The 24,450-nt window shown below is 54.0% G+C and carries 23 protein-coding genes; 14 read left to right on the top strand and 9 right to left on the bottom strand.

Annotated elements, in window-relative coordinates:
- Positions 1 to 57 precede the first annotated feature (57 nt).
- The 7 genes from J2Z18_RS09555 to J2Z18_RS09525 all read left to right on the top strand — a co-directional run bounded on the left by J2Z18_RS09555 (position 58) and on the right by J2Z18_RS09525 (position 7,662).
- A complete protein-coding gene (locus J2Z18_RS09555) occupies positions 58 to 1,083 on the top strand; it encodes a phosphotransferase enzyme family protein (protein ID WP_007129872.1) in 1,026 nt (341 codons plus the stop codon).
- 238 nt (positions 1,084 to 1,321) lie between these two features.
- Positions 1,322 to 3,838 carry a WD40/YVTN/BNR-like repeat-containing protein gene (locus J2Z18_RS09550; protein ID WP_007129873.1) on the top strand — a complete coding sequence of 839 codons (2,517 nt, stop codon included), beginning with the start codon at positions 1,322 to 1,324 and terminating at the stop codon, positions 3,836 to 3,838.
- 270 nt (positions 3,839 to 4,108) lie between these two features.
- Positions 4,109 to 4,924: a CPBP family intramembrane glutamic endopeptidase gene (locus J2Z18_RS09545; protein WP_007129874.1), complete on the top strand. Its 816-nt coding sequence runs from the start codon at positions 4,109 to 4,111 to the stop codon at positions 4,922 to 4,924.
- A gap of 363 nt (positions 4,925 to 5,287) precedes the next feature.
- The gene (locus tag J2Z18_RS09540; RefSeq protein ID WP_028403598.1) at positions 5,288 to 5,899 is read left to right on the top strand and encodes an RNA polymerase sigma factor; all 612 of its coding nucleotides are present in this window, start codon (positions 5,288 to 5,290) and stop codon (positions 5,897 to 5,899) included.
- Entirely contained in the window at positions 5,896 to 6,351 is a 456-nt protein-coding gene (locus tag J2Z18_RS09535) for a hypothetical protein (protein ID WP_210094616.1), read from the top strand. Before J2Z18_RS09540 ends, J2Z18_RS09535 begins: the two co-directional genes overlap by 4 nt.
- 25 nt (positions 6,352 to 6,376) lie before the next feature.
- On the top strand, positions 6,377 to 7,492 hold the full coding sequence (locus J2Z18_RS09530) for a hypothetical protein (protein ID WP_028403596.1): 1,116 nt from the start codon (positions 6,377 to 6,379) through the stop codon (positions 7,490 to 7,492).
- A gap of 29 nt (positions 7,493 to 7,521) precedes the next feature.
- Entirely contained in the window at positions 7,522 to 7,662 is a 141-nt protein-coding gene (locus J2Z18_RS09525; protein ID WP_007129878.1) for a hypothetical protein, read from the top strand.
- Between the two features lie 64 nt (positions 7,663 to 7,726).
- On the opposite strand, the gene J2Z18_RS09520 is transcribed toward J2Z18_RS09525, so the two are convergent.
- The 8 genes from J2Z18_RS09520 to J2Z18_RS09485 form a co-directional block, all read right to left on the bottom strand.
- A complete protein-coding gene (locus J2Z18_RS09520) occupies positions 7,727 to 8,020 on the bottom strand; it encodes an SdpI family protein (protein ID WP_028403595.1) in 294 nt (97 codons plus the stop codon).
- A gap of 127 nt (positions 8,021 to 8,147) precedes the next feature.
- Positions 8,148 to 8,813: a methylthioribulose 1-phosphate dehydratase gene (locus J2Z18_RS09515; protein ID WP_007129880.1), complete on the bottom strand. Its 666-nt coding sequence runs from the start codon at positions 8,811 to 8,813 to the stop codon at positions 8,148 to 8,150.
- A 1-nt stretch (position 8,814) separates the two neighbouring features.
- The gene (locus J2Z18_RS09510) at positions 8,815 to 9,495 is read right to left on the bottom strand and encodes a 2-hydroxy-3-keto-5-methylthiopentenyl-1-phosphate phosphatase (RefSeq protein ID WP_007129881.1); all 681 of its coding nucleotides are present in this window, start codon (positions 9,493 to 9,495) and stop codon (positions 8,815 to 8,817) included.
- Positions 9,492 to 10,706, bottom strand: coding sequence for a 2,3-diketo-5-methylthiopentyl-1-phosphate enolase (locus J2Z18_RS09505; RefSeq protein ID WP_028403594.1), 1,215 nt, complete (start codon positions 10,704 to 10,706; stop codon positions 9,492 to 9,494). Before J2Z18_RS09505 ends, J2Z18_RS09510 begins: the two co-directional genes overlap by 4 nt.
- Complete coding sequence (proC, locus tag J2Z18_RS09500) at positions 10,703 to 11,572, bottom strand: pyrroline-5-carboxylate reductase (RefSeq protein WP_210094615.1); 870 nt, start codon at positions 11,570 to 11,572, stop codon at positions 10,703 to 10,705. Before proC ends, J2Z18_RS09505 begins: the two co-directional genes overlap by 4 nt.
- A gap of 42 nt (positions 11,573 to 11,614) precedes the next feature.
- Positions 11,615 to 12,862, bottom strand: a complete 1,248-nt coding sequence (locus tag J2Z18_RS09495) for a glutamate-5-semialdehyde dehydrogenase (protein ID WP_210094614.1) — start codon at positions 12,860 to 12,862, stop codon at positions 11,615 to 11,617.
- A 47-nt stretch (positions 12,863 to 12,909) separates the two neighbouring features.
- On the bottom strand, positions 12,910 to 14,013 hold the full coding sequence (gene proB / locus J2Z18_RS09490; protein WP_245255921.1) for a glutamate 5-kinase: 1,104 nt from the start codon (positions 14,011 to 14,013) through the stop codon (positions 12,910 to 12,912).
- Positions 14,014 to 14,384: 371 nt separating this feature from the next.
- On the bottom strand, positions 14,385 to 15,575 hold the full coding sequence (locus J2Z18_RS09485) for a pyridoxal phosphate-dependent aminotransferase (protein ID WP_210094612.1): 1,191 nt from the start codon (positions 15,573 to 15,575) through the stop codon (positions 14,385 to 14,387).
- 281 nt (positions 15,576 to 15,856) lie between these two features.
- Between J2Z18_RS09485 and J2Z18_RS09480 the strand changes: the two genes are divergently transcribed.
- On the top strand, positions 15,857 to 16,669 hold the full coding sequence (locus J2Z18_RS09480) for a carbon-nitrogen family hydrolase (RefSeq protein WP_028403590.1): 813 nt from the start codon (positions 15,857 to 15,859) through the stop codon (positions 16,667 to 16,669).
- 118 nt (positions 16,670 to 16,787) lie between these two features.
- Positions 16,788 to 16,973, top strand: coding sequence for a hypothetical protein (locus tag J2Z18_RS09475; protein ID WP_007129888.1), 186 nt, complete (start codon positions 16,788 to 16,790; stop codon positions 16,971 to 16,973).
- Positions 16,974 to 17,168: 195 nt separating this feature from the next.
- Here the strand turns inward: J2Z18_RS09475 and J2Z18_RS09470 are convergent, their stop codons facing one another.
- A complete protein-coding gene (locus J2Z18_RS09470; protein WP_040738633.1) occupies positions 17,169 to 18,098 on the bottom strand; it encodes a LysR family transcriptional regulator in 930 nt (309 codons plus the stop codon).
- Between the two features lie 182 nt (positions 18,099 to 18,280).
- On the opposite strand from J2Z18_RS09470, the gene leuC reads away from it, so the two are divergent.
- The 5 genes from leuC (at position 18,281) to J2Z18_RS09445 (ending at position 24,428) form a co-directional block, all read left to right on the top strand.
- The gene (leuC, locus tag J2Z18_RS09465) at positions 18,281 to 19,705 is read left to right on the top strand and encodes a 3-isopropylmalate dehydratase large subunit (RefSeq protein ID WP_028403588.1); all 1,425 of its coding nucleotides are present in this window, start codon (positions 18,281 to 18,283) and stop codon (positions 19,703 to 19,705) included.
- A gap of 19 nt (positions 19,706 to 19,724) precedes the next feature.
- Positions 19,725 to 20,327, top strand: a complete 603-nt coding sequence (gene leuD, locus J2Z18_RS09460) for a 3-isopropylmalate dehydratase small subunit (protein ID WP_028403587.1) — start codon at positions 19,725 to 19,727, stop codon at positions 20,325 to 20,327.
- Between the two features lie 257 nt (positions 20,328 to 20,584).
- Positions 20,585 to 22,015 carry an N-acetylmuramoyl-L-alanine amidase family protein gene (locus J2Z18_RS09455; protein ID WP_007129892.1) on the top strand — a complete coding sequence of 477 codons (1,431 nt, stop codon included), beginning with the start codon at positions 20,585 to 20,587 and terminating at the stop codon, positions 22,013 to 22,015.
- A gap of 130 nt (positions 22,016 to 22,145) precedes the next feature.
- Positions 22,146 to 22,847, top strand: coding sequence for a GerMN domain-containing protein (locus J2Z18_RS09450; protein ID WP_007129893.1), 702 nt, complete (start codon positions 22,146 to 22,148; stop codon positions 22,845 to 22,847).
- Positions 22,848 to 23,048: 201 nt separating this feature from the next.
- Positions 23,049 to 24,428 carry an N-acetylmuramoyl-L-alanine amidase family protein gene (locus J2Z18_RS09445; RefSeq protein WP_210094611.1) on the top strand — a complete coding sequence of 460 codons (1,380 nt, stop codon included), beginning with the start codon at positions 23,049 to 23,051 and terminating at the stop codon, positions 24,426 to 24,428.
- The last annotated feature ends 22 nt before the right edge of the window (positions 24,429 to 24,450 follow it).

Raw genomic sequence — 24,450 nt, 5'->3', positions numbered from 1 at the left:
GGGCATGGTTGGCCGGTTAGAATCGATGATGAAGAACCGGGACGAAGAGGTGTAGATATGGAGCATGATATAAAAGTGGGGGCGGAAGAAACACAGGCAGCTTTACTGAACCAGGCTCAGAAGCTGGCAGGGTCCGCGTGCAAGCATTATGAATTGGAAGGCGCCGATGTGGAGTTTATCGGATTTTCCGAGCATGCAACCTACCGTATTCGTACGGCAGGGGAGGACAAGCATCTATTGCGGATCCACTTGGATGAGCGAAGCCAAGCGGAGATCCAGTCGGAGCTGCTCTTTCTCGAAGCATTACAAGGAGTCGAGGGCATACACGCACCCTCAGGCGTTCCTGACCGAAACGGAGAAACCGTGATAGAGCTTCGTACGGACGATGGCAATGCCTCTTCATATATAACGCTGATGAAATGGGTTGATGGGCAACCTGCTGAAGGGAGGCTCACGGATCGGCAGGTGCATAACATCGGTAAATTGCTTCGCAGCCTTCATCAGGCTGGAGAGCAGTTCGTTCCTCCATCCGGTTTTATCCGGCCGCACTGGGGAAGACAAAGCTTTGACATGGCAATGACCAGACTCTCGCGATACTACAGCAGCTTTTTAACGAAGCCGGATTGGCGTTTGTATGGACAAGCTGCAGCAAAGATCCAAACAGAGCTGGCAGGGATGAAGAAGGACAGGCATAGCTATGGACTGATCCATGCCGATCTGCACATTGGAAATATCGTATTCGACGAGGATGACCCTCGTCCGATCGACTTCGGAAGATGCGGCTCTGGATATTTTCTGTACGATACGGCAGCAATCCTGCTCGCACTGGGGCCCGAACAGCGACGGGATTTGCTCCGGGCATATGATGAAGCCCGCGAAGTGCGCCAGGATGAAGTGAGGAAATTGGAGTGCTTTTTTATCATGACGATGATGGAGAACTATAGTCACCACGCTCCCAATCCGCTGGAGTGGGAAGGCATGCGGGCTGAACAGCCGTACGCCTTGGCCTATATTCAGGCGTTTCTAAAGGGTGAGTCCTTTCTGTTCCGCAAGCTAGAACCGGTGAGAAGGCAGGATCACTAATTTTTACATGAAAATATATCCAAAATGGCAGGTGTTATTGCGGCTCTATTCCATATAGAATAGGTGGCGTAATACACTGTCGTTCTTTTTGGCAAGCGCTTTCAATTTATACTGCGCATTTGGATTTCAACCAGTCATGAATGGCGCAATAAGAGGGGGGAGCATCGAACCGATTCAACGAAAAGTTATCGAAAGGCTCGCAGTTTATGGTCGTCTACAACGGTACAGGAGGGATTTCATGTTCAAAAAGCTATGTAATATCACCTTAGCCGCTTCGCTGACATTCTCGATCGGTGGGGCTGCTTTCGCAAGCTCGCCGGGAGATCAGGCCAAGGAAGCACCAGGAAGGAAAGGCATCCAGGAACAAGCTTACAGCTGGGACCGCGCAAAAGTGGTCGGCGGCGGCTTCATTCCGGGCATTGTATTCAATCCGAGCGAGAAGGATCTCATCTATGCCCGTACCGATATTGGCGGTGCTTATCGCTGGAATCCGGAGACCGGCTCCTGGATTCAGCTAATGAATTTCGTAGGCTTCGACGAATGGAATATGCTCGGTGTGGAAAGCTTGGCAACGGACCCTGTGGATCCGGACCGATTGTATATCGCGGCCGGTACATACACGAACGACTGGACGGATATGAACGGTGTGCTGCTTCGATCGAAGGACCGCGGCGACAGCTTCGAGCGTACAGCGCTTCCATTCAAGCTTGGCGGCAATATGCCGGGCCGGTCAATGGGCGAGCGGCTCGCGATTGATCCGAACGACAATCGGGTCCTGTATTTGGGGGCGCGCAGCGGAAACGGGCTGTGGAGAAGCACAGATTACGGGAAAACCTGGGGCAAGGTGGCCAGCTTCCCGAATGACGGCAGCGCAAAGGATTATTATGGCGATATCGTCGGACCGGTATGGATTACATTCGACCCGACAACGGGCAGCCGGGGAAAAGCAACGCAGACCATTTACGTCGGAGTTGCCGATACGGTCAACAGTATTTACCGGAGCACTGATGGCGGCCAGTCATGGGAGCTGCTTCCCGGGCAGCCGCGGCAAAATTTCTTTCCGCATCACGGCGTATTAAGCTCAAATGGGAATTTGTATATTACGTATAATGAGTTTATCGGTCCATATGACGGCGGAACGGGAGCCGTATGGAAGTACAATACGAAGACGGGCCAGTGGACGGATGTCAGCCCGACAGGCAGCACCGAGCATCCGTATGGAGGCATCTCGGTGGATGCCAGACATCCGGATACGCTGATGGTGGCGACGATGAACAAGTGGTGGCCGGACGAGTTCATCTACCGCAGCACGGACGGTGGCAAAACATGGACATCGCTATGGACGCTTGACTATTCGAAGGATCCGGTAAGAGAAAACCGATTTACGATCGATTACGCGATATCTCCATGGCTGGACTGGGGAGAGAAGAAAGCGCTGCCCGAAATTTCGCCTAAGCTGGGCTGGATGATCGGCGATCTGGAGATCGATCCGTTCAATTCGGACCGCATCCTGTATGGTACGGGGGCGACGCTATACGGGACCGATAACATGACCGCACTTGATCGGGGGCAGAACGTCAACATTTCCGTGCAGGCGAACGGGATCGAAGAAACGGCGATTCTCGGCTTGATCAGTCCTCCATCGGGAGCCCCGCTGCTGAGTGCGATGGGGGATATCGGGGGCTTCCGGCATGAGGATTTGACGAAAGCGCCGCAGATGATTACCAATCCATATCTCGGTACGAGCACCGATATCGACTATGCGGAAATGAACCCCAACATCATCGTTCGGGTAGGGAATGCGGAAGGAACGGCCCCAAGAATGGGCGTTTCTATGGATAACGGGAAGACCTGGACACCGGCCGCCAATGCCTGGCCATCGGCCGAGGGCGACAAAACCGAAGGCGGATGGGTGGCCGTCGGCGCGGACGGAAGCCGGATCGTTTGGAGTCCGAAGAGCAGTTCATCCGAAAGCGTACGCCCTGTAAGCTACACCAAGGACCGGGGAGTTACCTGGCATGCTTCGCAAGGGATACCGGAAGGAGCGATCATTTCTTCCGACCGGGTAAATCCGAGCAAGTTCTATGGCATAGCCAACGGCAAGTTCTATATCAGCAACGATGGCGGCGCAACCTTTACAGCCTCTCAGGCGACGGGGCTGCCGCAGACCTTGACCAGCAAATTCAAAGCGGTTCCGGGAGCGGAAGGGGAAATATGGATTGCGGCGGCCAAAGACAACAGCAACACGCAAAGCGCTTATGGTTTATGGCACTCCACGGATTCCGGCAATAGCTTCGTCAAGCTGGAGGGTATCCAGGAAGCGGCTACCATTGGCTTCGGCAAGGCTGCACCTGGACAAAACGTGATGGCGCTATACAGCTACGCCAAAATAAACAACAAGTACGGGGTTTACCGTTCGGACAACGGGGGAGCCAGCTGGATTCGAATCAATGACGATGAGCATCAATTCGGATCGGCCAATCGCGCCATAACCGGCGATCCGCGGGTATACGGAAGGGTGTACATCGGGACCAACGGTTTGGGCATCGTGGTCGGAGATATCCAGTCCGATTCCAAGGGAAACGCGAAGCCTGGCAAACAGGATAAAGACAAAGACAAGGATAAAGATAAAACAGAAAAGCAGGATGATAAAAATAACACGGACAATAAGAACAATAAGAACAATAAGAACAGTAAAAACAATCAAGGGAATAAGAACAACGGCAAAAACAACAACGGCAATAAGAACAACTAGCAATAAGGTCTTCAGCAACATTAACAAAAACAGTTGAGCGTGAGACGAAACGTCTACGCGCAGCGGGCCGGGAAGGGATCCTTCTCGGCCTTTATTTTTGGCATCGATTCGAATTAAGGTTTCGTTTTTCTCTAAACCTGCTTCATCCAATCTATGAATACGTAAGCTCCTGCCTGATTGGAGAAGGCGTATGCTAACTTAGTGTATTGAATATGAGCCGTTTCAAGCGTATCATGAAAAGACGACAGTATTTCGGATGGGGAGAACAGTTTGCTGCATAAGAAAATATCAGGCGAATGGACCGCCTGTTTGTTATTGATGGTTATTACGGTTATTACCATCATAGGTGCACAGATGGCTGCACCTGGAATGGCATGGCTATGGGGACTGGGCCTCATTCTGGCGGGTAATGCTCTCCGTAACGCCTCGGAGGAGTTAGGCAGAGCCGCGATAACAGCTGCTTGCATTACGTTTGGATACCGGATGTACAGCGCGCTGGGAGACTACATAAAAGAATGGCTCGCCGATGACATGGGACTGGCAGTGGGGTTGTCAAGGCTAAGTTTAATCGCGTTCATTCTGCCCGTGGCCATCTTCAGCTGCTTCCAAAAAAGCAAGCCCCGTTATATGGCCGTAGGGAAATGGAGCAATCCGATCTATTTCCCATGGATCATGCGAGGGTTATACAAGGAACCGATCTGGCGATTTATCCTCATATTTACGGCCGTAACGGGAGCCGTGTTTGCCTTCCTCATCGATTGGGGGCAGCCTGGACTCATCGCTCTGATCGGATATGCGCTCCTATTCGCATCCATCAATGCCGTTCTGGAGGAGCTGCTGTGGCGCGGTTATATTCTAAGCCGCCTAACGGAAGACTTCGGCGAAATCCAAGGACTGGTGATTGCCGGAGCTGCCTTCGGTTTCTACCATCTGCACTTGGGCTTCCCGTGGATCGTCTGCTTGTTATTTTCCTTCTTTGGCATGATGATGAGCGGCGTAGCCATCCGCTCACAGGGTCTGGCTCCGGTCATCACCATGCATTTCGTCATGAATATGTGGTTTGTTCTCAGCGGGATGATCCTCTGACGGCAGCCGGTGCAAGGAATAGACGGTTAACAGCTGCGGCCGGAGATCTCAAATCGAACGATTCTCCATTTCATGCCATTGTCATTGTCACGGACAAAATGCTTGCGGAATCATCCGGCAATTGAACAAGAATTAACCGAAATCGAAAATAGCGGCAGACCTAGGGCGCCTTCGGGCCGCCCTCTTTTTATGGAGTCCGGACTCTGCGTCCAAGCACATCCTGCAATATGGTCGATTCCGTCTGTCTGAGACAAACTAGGCGCTTACTGGCAGTGCAAGCTTCTGCTTCCACGCCAAAGGGGAGACTAATTTGCCCTGTCTTGACGCACGATTCTTAGGAGTAACGAAATTTTTTTTCAAAAGTTGCAGGGGCGGGCATGCAGTCTTGCGTCTATTGATATTGGGAAGGAGGGGAGAGTTATTGAAGCTGAACGATTAATAAGACGCATCCTTCAAGGCGAGCAGGAGGCCTTTCGGGAGCTGGTTGATACGTACAGCCAGCATGTGTTCCATACCGCATTCTCGGTGCTTCGAGATGTCAAGGATGCGGAGGATGCGTCGCAGGAAGTCTTCATCCAAGTCTATAGAGCTCTCCCCCAATACCGTTCCGAAGGCTTTAAGACCTGGATCACCCGCATTGCCTTAAATAAAGCGATCGACATGAAACGTAAGCGGGATCGTAAACCGCCTGAGCATGGTGCGGGCGGAAGTGAAGAACTATTAGACAAGCTACCCTCCGCGGAAGAAGATACCGTTACTTTGCTCATTCATAAGGAGCGTAGGGAGACGCTTCGAGCGCGGATTGATGAGCTGCCTGCCAATCACCGGGAGATCATATCGGCTTTTTATTTGGAAGAGAAGAATTATGAGCAGATTAGCTCCGAGCTGAACGTGTCGGTCAAAACGGTGGAATCAAAGCTGTACCGGGCCCGGCAATGGATCCGGACGCACTGGAAGGAGGAAGAGTGGAAATGACATGGTCGATTCAAGAGCGCAAAGCAATGACAGAGCGTTATATAAAAGGGGAAGCCGCCCCGGAAGAACGGGCTTTGTATGAAGAGCGCCTGTTGTCGGACGATTCGTTGCTTGGGCTCTATATGGAGGCGCTTAGCCGCCAAGACGGATTGCCGGATCTGCCGGACCCGGCCTTATTCGCGGATCGAGTCATGAATCACGAAAAGATTAAGCCGTATCCGCGAAGAGCAGCCGCATACGCATCGGACCGGCCGAAGCGATGGTATGAGAAGGCGATCGTTCACTATGCGATTGCCGCATCCGTCACACTGCTGTTCCTGTTTACCGGTGCGTTCGAAAGACTGCAGTCGGTCAGTCCGGAGCAAGGGGCGCCGCTTTCCCGATCGCCGTCCTACAGCGATCAGCTGATAGAAAAAACATCGGGCTGGATTGACAGCCTGCTGCCCAAATAAGGATTTTTGGAAAGGAAGATGAACTGTGCAACCGCAGCGTAGCAAAATGCTTGCATTCATATTGAATTTTGTCCCTGGCCTCGGCCACTATTACTGGGGGAGAAACGGACGGGCAGTCCTCTATCCGCTGCTCTTCTTCGGCGGCTTGTTGGGAGGATTGGTGCTCACGTTTATGGCTGGCTCCAATACCGTGTTTGTCATGAGCATCCTTGGCGCATTGCTGATCTGGGGCATCAGTATGCTCGATTTACTAATGGCTCTGCTTCGTTACACGCCGGTTTCCTACGTTTATGATGAATATGGCCGGCCCATGGAAGTGCCGAACGAACGAAGCGACGATTCCGAACGCTTCTTCACGATCCTGCTGTCGTTTATACCCGGGCTGGGACATTTCCAGCTTGGCTTGATGCAGCGCGGATTGTCTTTTCTGATCGCATTCTTCGGGCTTGGCACCATCCTGGTGTTTCTGACCGGATTGACGCACGAGTCGGTATTTCTGCTCTTTCTGGGCATCTTGCCGGTGATCTGGCTGTACTGCATGTTCGATGTCGTTCAGCTCCTTAACCGTAAGCAGGCAGGAGAGTTCTTGATGGACCGGACGCTGTTCGAAGAGCTGGAGAGCGGTCGTGAGAGCGGACGACGCAGCAAAGTGTTTGCTACGATGCTGTCTGCATTCCCTGGAGCGGGGCAAATGTACCTCGGACTGCAGAAGCGGGGCCTCCAGCTGATGATCCTGTTTCTGGGCAGCATCTATGTGCTGGATGTGCTTAGACTGTCCTTGTTTCTGTTTATGATTCCGCTGATCTGGTGCTATGCCTTTTTCGACGGCCTGCAGCAGGTCAGCCGCTACGGCCGGGAGCCGCTGCGCGACCGGCCGATCATCGCCAGCACATCCGGCCAGCAGCGCTGGCTCGGTTTAGGACTTGTGCTGCTGGGCATTTACTTCGTATTTTCCAGTGTGGTCCTGCCGTATCTCGAGACGCTGTTCCCGAATCTGTACCTGGATTCCCGGATCCGGGATTTCATGAAGACGGCGATCGTTACGGTGCTGCTGATCGGCGGCGGCATCAAGCTGATGATGGCACCGAAGCAGGGAGCACGGTTCGAGGACCGGCCTTACGATGATTTCGACCGCGATTAATCGGCGGAAGGGATGAGGAGGAGATATTTGTGGTTAAAAATTTGGCGTATGTGCTGTACATTTTATTGTTTGTGGTGACATGCCTGTTCGTCGTAAACCATTACCTGCCATCGGATCCGGAGCCGTATGCGAGGATTTCCTACGTAGAGTATGAGCAGGGACATTTATAAAGGCATCCGTTAGTCATATCCAAGAAGCAAAAAACATGTAAAACGATCCTGGAGAAGGATCGCTTTACATGTTTTTTAATTTGCGTTCAACCAGGATGTAAATCAGGATAAACACGACGAGCGTTGCAATACCCGTAGCCGTAAAGCTGCCGGTCAGCCTCGCGATGGCGAGCAGGACGACCCCGAAGATCATGAGCAGCAGGCTGACGTAGGCGTTGGCGACTTTAAAACGCCGCTCGCTTTTAAGCGAAGACGTTGTTTTGTAGGCATAAAAGCTCTTGGTGCTCTTGGGGGGAACCAGGTATAGGAGCAATCCATACAAAATAAAGATGATGCCTATGGCTAATCCTTGAATCACGGAATACACACTCCTCAGGAGATGATGCCCGCTATGTGCCCCGAGCGCCTAGAAACAATCGGGGGCGTAGCGGACTTAGTTTAAAGCGGTTGCCCGGCGCCCGGGCTCGCTCACTTAGGGTTAGGGTTTACCTTGCCTGGTTACTGCCTGCAGCGTTCAGGAGAAGGCGGCGGTAGGTGTATTCAAAAATAAATTCAAACGCCTCCAGATGCTTCTTCGCCTCGAAGGCGTTCCGCCCCCAGGCATAGATGCCGTGATTCCGCAGAAGGATCCCGGGCACGGAGGGATCAAGAGCATCCGGGACAAGCGCCGCGATTTTCGGGATGTCCGCATAGTTGGGCAGAATCGGTATGGAGATGGCGGCATCCTCTTCCCAAATATTGAACGCCTTGATCAGCTCGATGCCCTGCGCAGGAACGAAGCCCTGATCACCGTACCATTCGCTGACCAGGTTGTTGTCGATCGTATGCACATGGAAAATGGCCCCGCAGCCGGTCTTGCGATAAATTTCGCAGTGGATCAAGGTTTCGGCGCTAGGCTTGAGCCCGGTCGTCTCGCACGGCTTCCCGTTACGGTCAACAAACAGATAATCCTCCGGCGTATGTACGGACTTGTCCTTTCCGCTCGCGGTTATGGCAAAGTAAAACTCCTCGGGCGTAAAGTCGCCGACGCGGACCGAGAGATTTCCGCTTGTTCCGGGAAACCAGTTGCGCGAGGCAAAAAGCTCCTTGACGCCGCGCAGGTCGTCAAGGGCTGCTTGTTTTTGTTCCAGCAGGATATCGGCAAATGCCATATCACAGCACCCCCTGTTTCAGCTTGTCGTTCAGATCGGCATAGATGTCGGTAAAGGTCTCGAACGGCACATGATGCACGCCCAACTTCCGGCACTGCTCCGTGAGCGTGGAGCGCGAGTACACCAGATCGGCCTGCTTGGCCCCTTCGAAATCGGTGAGGCTGTCTCCGATCAGAATCCGGTAATATTGATCCGCCGGGAATCGGTCCATCACGGTAACCTTGCACATGCCGCAATCGTTCGTGCACGAATCCTTGCATGGATGCGGCCATGTAATCTCGATCGTGTCCCCCTCAAAATTGGAGCCGTTGCAGAATATATGGTCTGCCGGAATGCCGTACGGCTTCAGGATCGGATCGACGAAGAAATCGATACCGCCGCTCGTGACGAAAAACTCGATGCTTTCTTGCTTCAGATACTCAAGAAAAGCGCCGAAGCCTTCGCGGATGCCGGCATGCTCGAGCACGAAGGATGTAATCTCCTCTTTCATGGAGGAAGGGAAGAGGGCGAACATCCGCCCGACCCCTTCCCGGATCGAGATCGTCCGCTCGATCGTATCCTTCATGATTCCCTCATAGCCTTCCGGTTTGAAATGCTTCATAATGGCTACAATATTGTCGTTGTTCGTGATCGTTCCGTCAAAATCGCAAAAAATGACGGGCGTTTTTCCTTGAGCTGTCATGCTTCTCCTCCCCAGATGTCCAGCGCGGCTTTCAGTTCTTCATGCTCCTCCGCATAGTGGGCAAGCGGCACGGATTTCATCGTCGCTTCGATCGCCTGAACGAAGGCTCTTCCGCCGGCTTCAGTGCCCAGCGGATGACCATGGATGCCTCCGCCGGCATTCACCACGACATCCATACCGAAGTCGCGGATAATACGCGGCACGAGTCCAGGATGGATGCCTGCCGACGGAACCGGCATGCTCCGCTTGACGCCGAGCTTGACGGTATGAAGCTCGTCCCGAATGCCGAGATTCTCTTCCCGCGGCATCGTGACCGAGCCGTAAGGCGACGGGAACAGGACCAGGTCGGCGCCGGCGATCCGCATCAGCTGGCCGAGCAGAACCGGCGCGGCGATTCCGTGATACGGAGACGGGTAGATGGCCCCCGCCAAAGCCGGATGGGCGGCGATCGGCACGTTGATGTCCGGATCGGAGCCGAGCTCGTGCAGGACGTCATACCCATAGGACAGGACGTTGAACAGCAGCGCGTTGGCGCCCGCGTCGATCGCTCGCAGCGCCTGATCCCGCAGCTTCGAAGTATGTCCTGTCAGGTTAGCTGCATACAGCAGCTTTTTGCCCGTCTGCTGCTCGACCTCGCGGGCAGCTTCGATACATAAGCGAACCCGTGTCTCGATCGGGGTCAACTCATTTTCGAACAGGATTTCATCATCCTTAATCAGGTCAACGCCGCCGAGGGCCTGGCGAATGAATTGCTCCCTAAGCTCATCTGCGCTTAGCCCGATCACCGATTTGAAGATGCTCATCAAGAGCGGACGGTCATGAACCCCGAGCAGATCGCGCACGCCGTCGATCCCGAACTTCGGACCCGGGAATGCTGACAGGAATTCCGGCGAAAGATCCAGGTTGGTCAGCTTGATGCGGCCGTCCATGGATATCTTGCCGAATACCGTCACGAGCAGGGCAGGAATGTCCCGGCTGAAGTTGATATCCGGATAGGCGATGCTGATATCGGCATAACGGCTGCCGGGCTCCCAGCCTTCATGGACCTGGATGTCCACCACTTCGCCTAGATGCTTCTGCATGGCTTCCTGCTTGGCCGCAGGCAGCTCGGTCCAGCTCCCGACCGTCATGCCAACGGCGATGGAGGTCGCCTTTTTACGAAAATCCGCCTGGTCGTCATAAATTCTGTAGGTTGCGATTGAACGGCTCATAGGGCTTGCTCCTTCAGCATCGCGCCCATTTCTTTGGAGCGCTCTGCGCAGCGGTTGACGGCAGCGATGACCGTCTCGAAGAAATCGCCGCGGTCCAGCGTTTCAAGGGCTGCTTGCGTGGAGCCGTTCGGCGATGTGATTTTTGCCCGTAGGGCTGCCGGCTGCTCGCCGGTTTGCTGCACCATTCGGGCTGCGCCCAGAATCGTCTGGAGCGTCAGGTCGCGGCTTTGTTCAGGCGATAAGCCGCCGCGGATGCCGGCAGCCGTCATCGCTTCCATCATATAGTAGAAGTAAGCTGGACCGCTTCCCGAGATGCCGGTAAGAATGTCCATTTTCTCCTCTTCAATGACGGTCACCTGGCCCACCGCTTCAAATAATGTAAGGACGAGCTGGCGCTGCTCCTCGCTGATTTCCTTGGAGAAGGAGATGCCGGTCGAGCCCAGTCCGATCGAAGCGGACGTATTCGGCATCGTGCGTGTTATTGGCTGATTCGTGCCGAGCAGCGTTTGGGTCGTATGAATCGAGAGGCCGGCAATGACCGAAATGATCAGCTGATCGGCGGACAGCATCGACCCTAGCTCCTTCAATACCTTTGCAGCATCCTTTGGTTTCATGGCCAGCACGATGACTGGGGAGGTTTTGAGAATTTGATGTTTCGCGTCCGCATCGCTGTTAAACTGGACGCCGTAGCGTTGACTGAGCTCCTCGAGACGCTGGACATTGCTGCGGTTCAGCATCGTAATGCGCTCGGGCTGTACGACATGGCGGGTTACAAGGCCCTTCACGATCGCTTCAGCCATCGAGCCCGCCCCGTAAAATGTAATGGCTTTATCGATCAGCGGGCGGTTCTGTGGGGTTTGGCACATAGTAGGTTTCCTCCTTCATGGATGATATGAATGAATGTATTTTTATTCTCGTATTTGGCCACTACCGATAATAACATATTTGGAGGAAGTAAGCGCAGGAAGGCCCATAGGTCCCCGGGCGTGCAGCTTCTGGGTGCTGATACCGATTTCGGCCCCGAAGCCGAATTCGAATCCGTCGGTAAAGCGCGTCGACGCATTATGATACACGGCGGCGGCATCGACTTCCTGAAGGAAGCGCTCGGCATTCTGCCCATTCTCCGTCACAATGCATTCGGAATGCTTGGTGCCGTATTCTGCAATGTGCGCGAGAGCCTGATCGAGATCGTCCACGATTTTAACATTTAAAACATAGTCGTTGTACTCGGTCGCATAATCCTCGGAAGAGGCTTCGCGGGCCCAAGGTGCATAAGACAGCGTGCGCGCGCAGCCGCGAAGCTCTACATTCCGTTCCTTGAAGGCTTCGGCCAAGGAATGAAGATGGGATTTGGCAAACGCCTCATGGACGAGCAGCGTCTCCATCGCATTGCAGACCGAAGGGCGCTGAACCTTGGCATTGAGGCTGATCGCGGCAGCCATGTCGGGCTGAGCCGACTCGTCGATATACGTATGGCAGATGCCGGCACCTGTTTCAATGACGGGCACGGTGGAATTCATAACGACATTCTGAATCAGCGAGCTGCCTCCGCGAGGAATAATGACATCGAGCAGCCCGTTCAGCTTCAGCATCTCGTCAACGGACGAGCGGTTCGCGTCCTCGATGAGCTGCAGGGATGCCGCAGGGAGCGCGGTCCGCTCCATCGCTTCGTGGAGGACCTCCACGATTTTGCGGTTGGACGAGAGAGCGGAGGAGCCCCCGCGGAGCACGACGGCGTTGCCCGTCTTTAGACAGAGTCCCGCCGCGTCCACCGTTACATTCGGGCGGGCTTCATAGATGATGCCGATGACGCCGAGAGGGACGCGTTTCTTTACAATATGCAGGCCGTTCGGACGCTCAATCGTCTCGAGCGTGTCGCCGATCGGGTCCGGAAGCTCCACGATCTGCCGCAGCCCCTCGGCAATGCCGAGGATCCGTTCTTCATTCAGCGCAAGCCGGTCCAGCAGGGAGGAGGACGTTCCGTTCTCCTTGCCGCGCCGGAGGTCTTCGGCATTCGCCTCCATGATATCACTGGCGCGCGCGATCAGCGCGTCGGCCATTTCAAGCAGAGCCTTATTCTTTTCATTCGTGGTCAGCTTGCCGAGCACGGCGGCGGTTTGTTTGGCAAGCTGTGCTTTTTCCCTTACTTCACTCACGGTTCATTCCTCCTTATAATCAAGCGATCGTTATGATCCAATCATCGTTATTTCAGGGTAATCCATTCGTCCCGGTGAATCACCTCAAGCCGGTGCACGTCGCCGATCAGCTCGAACACGCGGCTGCTCGGCAAGCCGATGACGGCCTGCAGCTGCTCCTCGTCATAATTGACGATGCCCCTTCCGAGCCGTTCCCGGTTCATGTTCAGCACTTCGACGACATCTCCGGCATGGAAGCTGCCTTCCAGCCGCTTGATGCCGACCGGCAGCAGGCTGTGCCCGCCGTGAAGGAGCGCTTCCTCCGCGCCCTCATCGACGATGATCCGTCCCAAGGGAGATGACATAAAGCCTAGCCACTGTTTTTTCATCGGCAGAGAGGAGAGTTGTGTTGCGAAATACGTGCCCTTCCCCTGATGCTCGTAGGCCAGCAGCAGATCTCCCGCCGCGTCCGCTCTTCCGATGAAGACCGGAACGCCGCCGCGCGTTGCGATTTTGGCTGCGTCGATCTTGGAACGCATCCCGCCGGTACCGACGCTGGTGCCTGCGCCTCCGGCCATGCCGTATATCTCTTCGGTAATTTCCTCGATCTCCTCATACCGGGTGGCATCGGGAGATTTGCGCGGATCCGCCGTATACAACCCGTCGGTATCCGTCAGGATGATGAGCTGCTGCGCTCGAACGAGGTTAGCCACGAGGGCGGAAAGCGTATCATTGTCTCCGAATTTCAGCTCATCAATCGAGACGGTGTCATTCTCGTTAATGATCGGTATGATGCCCTGCTTCAGCAGCTCCGAAATGGTCATATTCGCATTGTTCATGCGCTTCCGGTTCGCAAAATCAGTCCGGGTCAGCAAAATCTGCGCCGCCTTCAGCCGGTGCTCCGCTAGGGCATTCTGGTATGCCCTCATCAGCAGCGCCTGGCCGAGCGCAGCCGCGGCCTGCTTCTCATGAAGCAGCTTCGGCCTGCTCTCATAGCCGATCTCCCGGAAGCCTGCGGCAACCGCGCCGGAGGTCACGAGGAGAACCTCATGGCCGGCACCGCGCAGGGCTGCCAGCTCGGCAGCGAAGAAGGCGACGGAATCCAGATTCAAGCCGCCTTCCTCGGTTGTGAGGGAGCTGCTTCCGATCTTGACGACGATGCGTGAGCTCATCGCAATCACTTCCTTGTACGTATTTTTAGTCTCTAGCATTGATGGATGCATGATCATAGAAATAAAAAAACTTCCGTCCTTGAAAAAGGACGAAAGCTAGTCTTCCGCGGTACCACCTTTATTGATGAGCTATTTCATGCCCATCCGGCTTTGGCCTTGTAACAGAAGGCGCTGTCCTGCTTGAAGCAGGCCGCTCGGGGGTAGGTTTCGGAAAGGGGCCGCGCCGAGCCCTCTCAGCCAGTGGAGCTCGTTCTCTGGTTTGCGCGCCGTATGCTTTCGTACTGGTCCCGTCATCGCGTTTGACGATTCAATGTTCATGTATTGCAAGAATATCATATTGATGCCGTTTTTTCAAAGCAAAAACGAAGCTTCTAGAAGAGGCCCAGCTTGCCGATTCGATATGCCGCTTCCTGCATCCGCTCCTCACTGCTCAGCAGACCGACGCGGACATACCCTTCGCCGTGATCGCCGAAACCGACTCCCGGGGCAACGGCAACCTTGGCTTCCTCAAGGAGCAGGTTTGCAAACGCAACGGACGTATAGCCCTTGGGAACAGGCAGCCAGCTAAAGAACGAGCCTGCCGGCTTCGGCGCATCCCAGCCGATCTCCGACAACGCTGCGAAGAATGCGTCCCGCCGGCTTTGATAACGGCTTACCAGCGTTTGGACGCAATCCTGGGGGGCAGTCAGGGCAGTAGCCGCTGCTGCCTGAATTCCTCCGAACAAGCTGACGTAAATATGGTCCTGAAGCAGGTTGATCAACGAGATGATCTTCGCGTTCCCGAGAGCGAAGCCAACCCGCCAGCCGGCCATATTATACGTTTTGGACAGCGTATAGAACTCCACGCCGACGTCCTTGGCTCCCTCAGCCTGCAGAAAGCTGACAGGCTGCTTGCCGTCGAAGCCGATCGCGCCGTAAGCGAAATCGCTGGCCACAACGATTCCGTGCTTTGCGGCAAAGTCCACGGTCTCCTCGTAAAAGGACAGGGGAGCTACCGCCGAGGTCGGGTTGTTCGGATAGTTCAGGAACATCAGCTTAGCCCGCTCCCGGTCGGACGGGGCGATGCGGCTATAATCGGGAAGAAAGCCGTTGTCCGCCGTAAGCGGCATAAACTTCATTTCAGCGCGGGCAAGAGCAACGCCGGACCAGTAATCCGGATAACCCGGATCGGGCACGAGACAGACGTCCCCGGGATTAAGGAGCACTTGCGGGAGCTGGACGAGCCCGGTCTTTCCGCCGAACAGAATGGCGACCTCGGTTTCCGGATCCAGATCCACGTTATAATCCTCCTTATAACGATGGGCAATCGCTTCCTTAAGAAACGAATAGCCGGTAAACGGCGAGTATTTATGATATTGAGGATTGTCGGCTGCCTCCTTCAGGCTTGCCACGATATGAGGAGGCGTCGGCTGATCGGGATTCCCCTGGCCGAGATTAATGACGTCGTGACCCTGGGCCACCTGCCTGTTGACATTCGAGACCAGCGTCGCGAAAAACTGGGTCGGCAGCGTCGGCATTATCTCGGCCGGCTCGATATGGAATGGTTGATTAGGTTTGCTCATGGCGGATTCATCACTCCGGTTATTGAATTGCGCTTGATTCCCCTTCATTATGCATGGTTGTATCAGCGGTCTTAAAACAATTAGCATTAATTTATCACGATTTATCCGGGGTGTATAGAGGGAAATGGCGTACAGGGTTGCGGCGGCAGGCCCTTCGGGGCTATGATGATGTCAAGAACAGCCGAGGGTTCGTTTGGACAAGGACCGCTTGCGCTAAACCATGAGTATTTGACCTGATTCCTAATTCAAAAGAATATAGGCATGACAAGGGGGAACCGAAAGTGACTGGAGGAGCTAAGCCTCAATTGAATATCGCGCTCATTCAAGCTTATATCGAGATAGGCGAACCGGGCGCCAATACGAACCATTTGGCGGCGATGATGGAGAAGGCCGTATCCGCAGAAGAAAGGCCGGACGTGATCGTGCTGCCGGAAATGTGGAATACCGGGTATGCGCTGGACCGGATTGGAGAGCTTGCCGACCCGAACGGGGAGGAGACGAAGCGGCGGCTGAGCGACTTCGCCAAGCGGCATGGCGTTCATATCGTAGGCGGATCGGTAGCGGAGAAGATCGGCGATCGGATATACAACACGATGTACGTATTTGGAAGGGATGGCGAGATTACCGCAAGGTATTCGAAAATGCATCTGTTCCGTTTGATGGATGAAGAGAAGTTTCTTCATGCCGGAGAGGAAGCGGTCACCTTTGATCTGGAGGGCTTGAAAGCCGGGGCATCGATCTGCTATGACGTCCGATTTCCTGAGCTGTCCCGTACGCTGGCGCTGGCAGGCGCGAACGTGTTGTTCGTTCCGGCCGAGTGGCCGCATCCGAGACTCCATCACTGGAGGACGCTCCTGACGGCCCGGGCTATCGAGAATCAAATGTATGTCGTTGCCTGCAATCGGGTCGGCCGCAGCGGAGAGACGGAGTTTTTCGGGCATTCCTTGCTGATCGATCCTTGGGGTGAAGTGATTGCCGAAGGCGGTGAAGAGGAATCCATCGTCACCGGCACGCTGGATTGCACCCTACCAGGTGAAGTGAAGGGGCGGATTCCGGTGTTCGAGGACCGGAGGCCTCACTTGTATTTTAAGTAAGGTTTTTGCAAAAATCCAAAGCAAAAGAAAGCAAGGATGCGCACCTGAAATTTCAGTTTCATATGCGGTCAGGCGGGTATACTATGGGTAATCCGACTGAGAGGAGGTTTTCGAACGCATGGCAGAGAACAACCAATTCGACAGCCGCGGCATTGAGCAGGAAGATCAGAAGGCGCAGTTTCGCAGCTTCGTCGAGCAAGTAACGGGCGGCGGAAGCAACAGCAGGAACGAGTCCTTACAAGATCAATCGCGCACGGCGGATGAGCAAAATCGGATGATCGACCAGCACAATCTGCGAAAATAGCTCGCCGATCAAAATTCACGGCAGCTGACGCTCTTTCGCAGGTTAGGATGGCAGGCACGGTACTAGGACAGAGAAAAATAAAAAAAGCAGGCCCTTGTTATAGGTCATTGACCTTGGCAAGGGCCCTTTGCTGCGGGTTTATACGAATAGAAGGAACCCGTTTCCGATTTCGGATGAATCAGGACGGACTCCCGATTACTCACGTACGCTTTCCACCACGAGTTTATCCATGACCTGCTTGAAGGTATCGATGAAGGCGTCCGCCGCCTTCGACAAATACCGTCCATTGCGGAAGGCAACGACTAGCGTCCGGCTGGGGACCGGCTCGGCAAGCGGCAGATAGACGGGGATAAACTCGCTTCGCTTCGCTCTGGCAATGAATCGCGGGACTAGAGTAACCCCCATGCCCGTAGCGACCAGGGACTGCAAGGTTTCGATGTTATTGCTCTCGAACACCACCTTCGGCTCGAAGCCTGCTTCGCGGCAAATATCGAATGTAAGCTTCCGAAAGCCCTGACCCTTCTTCAGCACCACGAATTCCTCGTCCCGGATTTCATCAAGGGAAATCGGCCGGAGCGGGTCATGCGCCGCCCGCCGTGCCAGCTTATGCTGCGGCGGAACCGCGAGATCGATCATCTCTTCGCCGATCGGAATCCAGGATAGCGAAGGCTCGGTGAGCGGGAGCGCCAACAGGCTCAGATCAGCCTTGCCGCTCGCCGTCAGCTTCTCCAGGTTCATGGAGGTGTCCTCCAGGAGCGTGATTTCAATATCCGGATACCCTTTCTTGAACGCCGGCAGAACCCTTGGCAGCAGATGGGACCCCGTGATCGGCATGCTGCCGACGACGACCTTGCCTTTGCGAAGCTGGGAAATGTCGGACATCTCCTGCTTCAGCTGCTCGACCGCGTCCATGATCTTCTGGGCATGCTCCACAAAGCTTGCGCCTGCGTGCGTCAGCTCGACCGAGCTGGTGTTGCGCTGAAACAGCAGAACGCCAAGCTCCTTCTCCAGCTTGGACAGCTGCTGGCTCAGCGAGGGCTGGGCGATGTGGAGCTTCTCCGCGGCCCGGGAAAAGTTCTTGTCCGCTGCGATTTGCAGCGTATATTGCAGTTGTCTAAGTTCCATGAAGATCATCACCCCGTTATAGCTGTATCCTATTACATCTATAGTTATTATATCTTGGAACAATGAAGATGGAAATGATATATTACTATCAACGTAAGGATGATGCGCTGCAAAGCTTGTACCACAAGGCGATCAAGGGCGGTCATCCTGTCAATGGACGATAGAACAATGGGGTGATATTGATGGGTAAGAAGACAATGTTCGAGAAGATTTGGGATAATCACGTTATTCATCAGGAAGAGGGTAAACCGGGCATTTTGTACATCGACCTGCATCTCGTTCACGAGGTGACTTCGCCGCAGGCGTTCGAGGGACTGCGTCTCAGCGGCCGCAAAGTGCGCCGTCCGGAGCTGACATTCGCTACGATGGACCACAACGTGCCGACTAAGGACCGCTATAACATTACGGATCCGATCTCCAAGCAGCAGATCGATACGTTGACCAAGAACTGCCAGGACTTCGGCGTAACGCTGTTTGATCTGGACACCATCGATCAGGGCGTCGTTCACGTCATGGGACCGGAGCTGGGACTGACGCATCCGGGGAAAACGATCGTGTGCGGCGACAGCCACACCTCCACGCACGGGGCATTCGGAGCGCTAGCTTTCGGGATCGGCACAAGCGAGGTTGAGCATGTGCTTGCAACGCAGTGCCTTCAGCAGGCGAAAGCCAAGACGATGGAAGTGCGCTTTGTAGGCAAACGCAATCCAGGCGTAACGGCTAAGGATATGATTCTTGGCGTCATCGCAAAATACGGAACGGATTTTGCGACCGGATACGTCATTGAATACACGGGCGAGGCGATCCGGGAGCTGTCGATGGAAGAGCGGATGACGGTCTGCAACATGTCGATCGAAGGCGGAGCGAGAGCAGGGATGATCGCACCGGATGAGACGACCTTCGAATATTTGCGCGGACGTCAATACGTGCCGCAAGGCGAAGCCTTTGATGAGGCTGTAGCAGCTTGGAAAGAGCTCGTAACCGACGAGGGTGCCGAGTTCGACAAGGTTGTGGAATTCGACGTTGAATCGCTGATTCCGCAAGTAACCTGGGGAACAAGCCCGGGCATGGGAACCGACATTACGTCAACCGTTCCGAATCCGGCCGATTTCAAGACGGAAAACGAACGGAAAGCTGCTGAAAAGGCGCTTGAATACATGGCGCTCGTTCCTGGTACGCCGATGTCGGAAATTCCGATCGATTACGTGTTCATCGGCTCCTGCACCAACGGACGCATCGAAGACCTGCGTGCAGCGGCGGCGGTTGCCAAAGGCCACAAAGTGGCGGATAACGTGACGGCAATCGTCGTTCCGGGCTCGGGACGCGTCAAGCTCCAAGCCGAGAAGGAAGGGCTTGACAAAATTTTCATCGAAGCCGGTTTTGAATGGCGTGAAGCGGGCTGCAGCATGTGTCTTGCGATGAACCCGGACGTGCTTCAGCCAGGACAGCGCTGCGCTTCGACGTCGAACCGGAATTTCGAAGGACGTCAAGGCCGCGGCGGCAGAACGCATCTCGTATCTCCTGCCATGGCGGCAGCGGCGGCCGTGAAAGGCCATTTCGTTGATGTTCGCGACTGGAATTTTGTTGCTGAAGAAGTTGTAAGCTAAGAGGACGGAGGAGAAACGTATGCAAGCATTTACGAAATTAACCGGTATCGTGGCGCCTGTCGACCGCGTGAATGTCGATACCGACGCAATTATACCTAAGCAATTTCTGAAACGGATCGAGCGCACAGGGTTTGGGCAGTTCCTGTTCTATGAATGGCGCTTTGACGAGCAGGGGGAGGAAATTGAAAGTTTCCCGCTTAACCAGCCGCGTTATCAAGGCGCTTCGATCCTGATTTCGCGGGCAAACTTCGGCTGCGGTTCCTCCCGGGAGCATGCGCCTTGGGCAATCCTGGATTACGGCTTCCGCGTTGTCATTGCACCGTCGTTTGCCGATATTTTCTATAACAACTGCTTCAAGAACGGCATTCTGCCGATCAAGCTTTCCGAGGAGCAGGTGGAAGAGCTGTTCCAGCGCACCGATGCCAATGCCGGTTATCAGCTGAACGTCGATCTTGAGAGCAAGACGATTACCGATAATCAAGGATTTCATATCGACTTCGACCTTGATGAGCACCGCCGCCAGTTTCTGCTTCAGGGCTTGGACGATATCGGCTTGACGCTCCAGCACGAGAGCGAGATCGACGCTTACGAGAAGAAGCACGCATCCCGTCTGTTTGCCTAATTGCGAAGGTTTGCTCGTCAAAAGATTACAAGATTATTAAACTTCCATTTCTTATGTAGGAAATGGAAGTTTTTTTTGGTATGATGGAAGTAATATGCAGCAATTGTTCACAGAAGAGCGTGAATGTCGGTATTTGTCCGGTACATTTTTTCTCCGAAAATGCCGATTTACATAAATGATAGATTGTAAGTGGCGGTTTGTCGGTATGTCGGTTCTATATGTAGAAAATTCAATCATGGGATGATCGAGGTGGATTCATGAAGAAGTTAGGTTTTTTGTTGGCGCTGATTCTATGTTTGCTGGTGTTTCCTAAGTCCGTGGACGCGGCTTCTTCCGGCGCAGCCATTTATCTGGACGGACAGCAGCTGAATTTGTCGTCCGGCGTCAAAGTCGACAACATCAAGGGAAATGTGATGATACCGATCCGGGTCGTATCGGAGAACCTCGGATTTGACGTGCGCTGGGACAAGTCCTCGCGGTCGGTGACGGTGTCGAGTAGCGACAAGAGCGTGCGCATGGTTGTCGGCAACGCTCAAGCGGAGCTGGACGGCGAACTGGTCGATTTAAATCTTCCTCCGGTATTAAGCGGGGACACGACGCTGGTCCCGCTGCGCTTCGTCAGCCAACAAATGGGCCTGGACGTCAAGTGGGACAACGCAGCAAAAGCGGTCTACCTGACATCGCCCGTTCCTTCGTCTCCGGATGCAGGTACCTCGCCGGGGAGCGGAGGAGGTTCGGGGACGGACTCGTCTGCTCCTGGGAATAACGCCGATTTATCGACCTTGACTGGGATTTCTTTCAGCGACAATCGTTTGATGATCTCCACAGAGGGAACGGTTGCTCCGAGTGTATTTCCGATGAAGGGGCCGGACCGCATCGTGGTGGATTTGCCGAATACGGCATTTTCCGAAGCCTTTCTGGCCGATCACGTAATGAATCCCAGCAGCGGCGGCGAGATGGCCGTAACGGATTATCCCGACGTAGCCAAGATCCGGTTTGCGCTTTTCAGCCATAGCCCGTCAACAGTACGGGTTGTCATTGATTTGAACGGACCCGCGAGCTACGGGGTGACTCATGAATCGGGGCTGACGATCGTGGATCTGAATGCAGAGGGAGATATGGTGATACCGCCTGTTCCTCCGGTATCCGGAAGCGGCAAGAAGATTGTGGTCATCGACGCCGGACATGGCGGCAGTCAGCCGGGGGCGACCAGCGTGACGGGCAAATCGGAGAAGGTCATGAACCTTGACCTGGCACTCAAGGTTGAGGCCCTGCTTAAGAATGAGAAGAACATTGAAGTCGTGATGACGCGCAGCAATGATTCCACGCTAGGACTCAAGGATCGGGTGAAGATCGCCAACGATTTGAAAGCGGACATTTTCGTCTCGATCCACGGCAACAGCAGCACGTCCAGCAGTCCGAACGGCACGGAAACATATTATACGAGAGATGCGAGCAAACAGCTCGCCAATGTGATCCACAAGCATTTGGCCAAAGCGACTGGGCTGTTCGACAGGGGCGTTAAATACAGCAGCCTGCATGTAACCCGGGAAACGAAGATGCCGGCGGTCCTCCTCGAAATCGGCTTCCTGAGCAATAAGGGTGATGAAGCCCAGTTGTTTAACGAAGATTTTCAGAATCGTGTTGCACAAGGTATTGTTGAGGGTATAAAAGAATATCTTAAGTGAGGTTTTTACTTGAGGCTCATCGAACCGCAGCTACTTACATAGGACGGATAAAAAAATGATGAGACCTGAATACTTCCTTCACGTACAATTACCTGTACAAGATTTTATGAACCTAGAGGGGGACACAACGATGAACAAGAAATATTGGATGACAGGAATGCTGGCGCTGCTGCTTGTTTTTAGCGCAGGCTGCGGCCAGAAGCCGGCTGCAGCCCCCGCCGATACTCCGGAACAGACCGTGGATGCGGATCAGGCGGATCCAGGCGATCAGGCGGCTGGTCAAGATAACGAGGATGAGGCAGTAGAACCGGTTAACGCTGGAGCACCGGAGGGAACAGGCCAGACTGCGTCCGGCGGGGAAAGCACAACACCACCGGCCAGCGGAAAGGATACGCCTCCGACTGAACCTGAGAAGGTAGATGCTGCCGTCAACCCTGAGAATAAGTCGAGCATCAAGCTCTACTATACCGACCCAGAGGTAATGGAGCTTAAAGAGGCAAGCCGTGAGATCACCTACTCGGGTGACGAGGATAAGTATAAAAAAGCATTCGAGGCTCTCCAAACGAGCTCTGACGCATCCCTTAACCCGTTATGGTCGGATAAAATTACGTTGAAATCGTTAAAGTTCGATCAAGGTGCATTGACGCTCGACATCAGCAAGCCGGCTGAGGCGAATCTGGGCGCGGGAGGCGAAATGTTCGCCATTGACGCCTTGCAGAAGACCTTTTTCCAATTTGAAGAGGTCAAATCGATCGAACTGCTGGTCGACGGACAGCAGATCGAAAGCTTGATGGGGCATGTGGAGCTTGAACATCCTATGACTCGAAAATAATACTGTTGAACTACTTGGTTTCTCATATATGAAAGCCGAAACTCCTATTTCAGTGATGAAGTAGGAGTTTTTTTGGTAATATGGGAACAATTTCGCAACTTTCAGCCAGGGTCAGCGTCTAAAGTTTGTCAGGTAATGTCGGACAGGCCGATTGCAGAAACGCCAATCTATGGCAAAATAATAGGATGGTAGGGGTGAAGGATGAAGAAGTTCGGTTTTTTATTGTTTCTGGTTGTCATGATGATTGCGTTTCCTAAGATGGCGGATGCAAGTTCGTACAGCGCAAAAATTTACCTGGACGGTCAACAAATCAATGTGTCATCGGGTGCCAAGGTGGAAAACATCAATGGGACGGTCATGGTGCCGATTCGAATCGTATCCGAGAATCTTGGCTTTCAGGTTGATTGGAGTAAGGCAACCAAAACGGTAACTGTCCAAGACGGATCCCAGAAAGTAACGATGACTATCGGAAGCCAGTATGCCGACATCAACGGGCAGCGGGTCCAAATGACCAAAGCGCCGGTTCTTCGAGGCGGGACGACGATCGTTCCGATTCGATTTGTCAGTGAACAGATGGGGATGCAGGTTCGATGGGACAACGGGACAAAATCGGTGCATTTGACTTCCGGCAATGCAGGAAGCAACCCGGATGGAGCCGATGGGGCCCACACGGCCACGGTAGACGGCATAAGCTTCAGCGACAATAAACTGATGGTTGCTGTCACAGGCAATGCCAAACCGAGCATTTCGAAGCTGGGCAATCCGGACCGTATCGTCATCGATATGGTCAATACGGAGTTTTCTGACAGCTTCGGCACCATGAACGATTATGACGAAGTGAACAAATTCGGACAGATGGCGGTGTCCGGGTACTCCGACGTGAAGTCGGTTCGTTATTCTCTCTATAACAGCAGCCCTCTCACGGTTAGGATCGTGCTTGATCTGAACCAACCGGCAAACTATACGGTTTCCGGGCTTGAGAACGGCTCCGAGATCTTGACCGTGGCACTGACTGCTGCTACAGATCCATCACCGGGTACAAGCGGCAAAAAGATCGTCGTGATTGATGCCGGTCATGGTGATCATGATCCGGGGGCAATCGGCGTCACGAAGAAGAGGGAGAAGGATTTCAACCTTGCCATGGCGCTGAAGGTCGAGAAGCTGCTTGCGAATGAACCGAATATTGATGTTGTGTTGACCCGAAGCACGGATAAATTTCTCGAGCTGAAGGATCGCGCAAAATTGGCGAACGATCTGAAAGCGGACGTTTTCATATCGATACATGCGAACAGCGGCCCTTCCGCCGCAACGGGCACGGAAACGTATTATTACGACCAATCCGACAAAGCGCTGGCAGCCGCCTTGCACAAAGAAATCGTCAAGGCCATGGGCTTGAAGGACCGCGGAGTAAGATACGGCAATTTCCATGTCATTCGCGAGACGAAGATGCCGGGAGCGCTGCTGGAAGTCGGCTTCATGAGCAACAAGACCGACGAGAGCAAGCTGTTTGATCCCGCAACCCAGGATCGTGTGGCAGCTGCCATTGTTCGCGGTATTAAAAATTATTTGAATGTGAATTGATGAGACGAGTCCAGCGTAATTT

It is taken from the genome of Paenibacillus lactis (genome assembly GCF_017873605.1).
In the GTDB taxonomy this organism is placed as follows: domain Bacteria; phylum Bacillota; class Bacilli; order Paenibacillales; family Paenibacillaceae; genus Paenibacillus_AQ; species Paenibacillus_AQ lactis.
The sequence above is the reverse complement of the archived record's forward strand: the minus strand, read 5'-3'. Positions and strand labels throughout refer to the sequence as shown.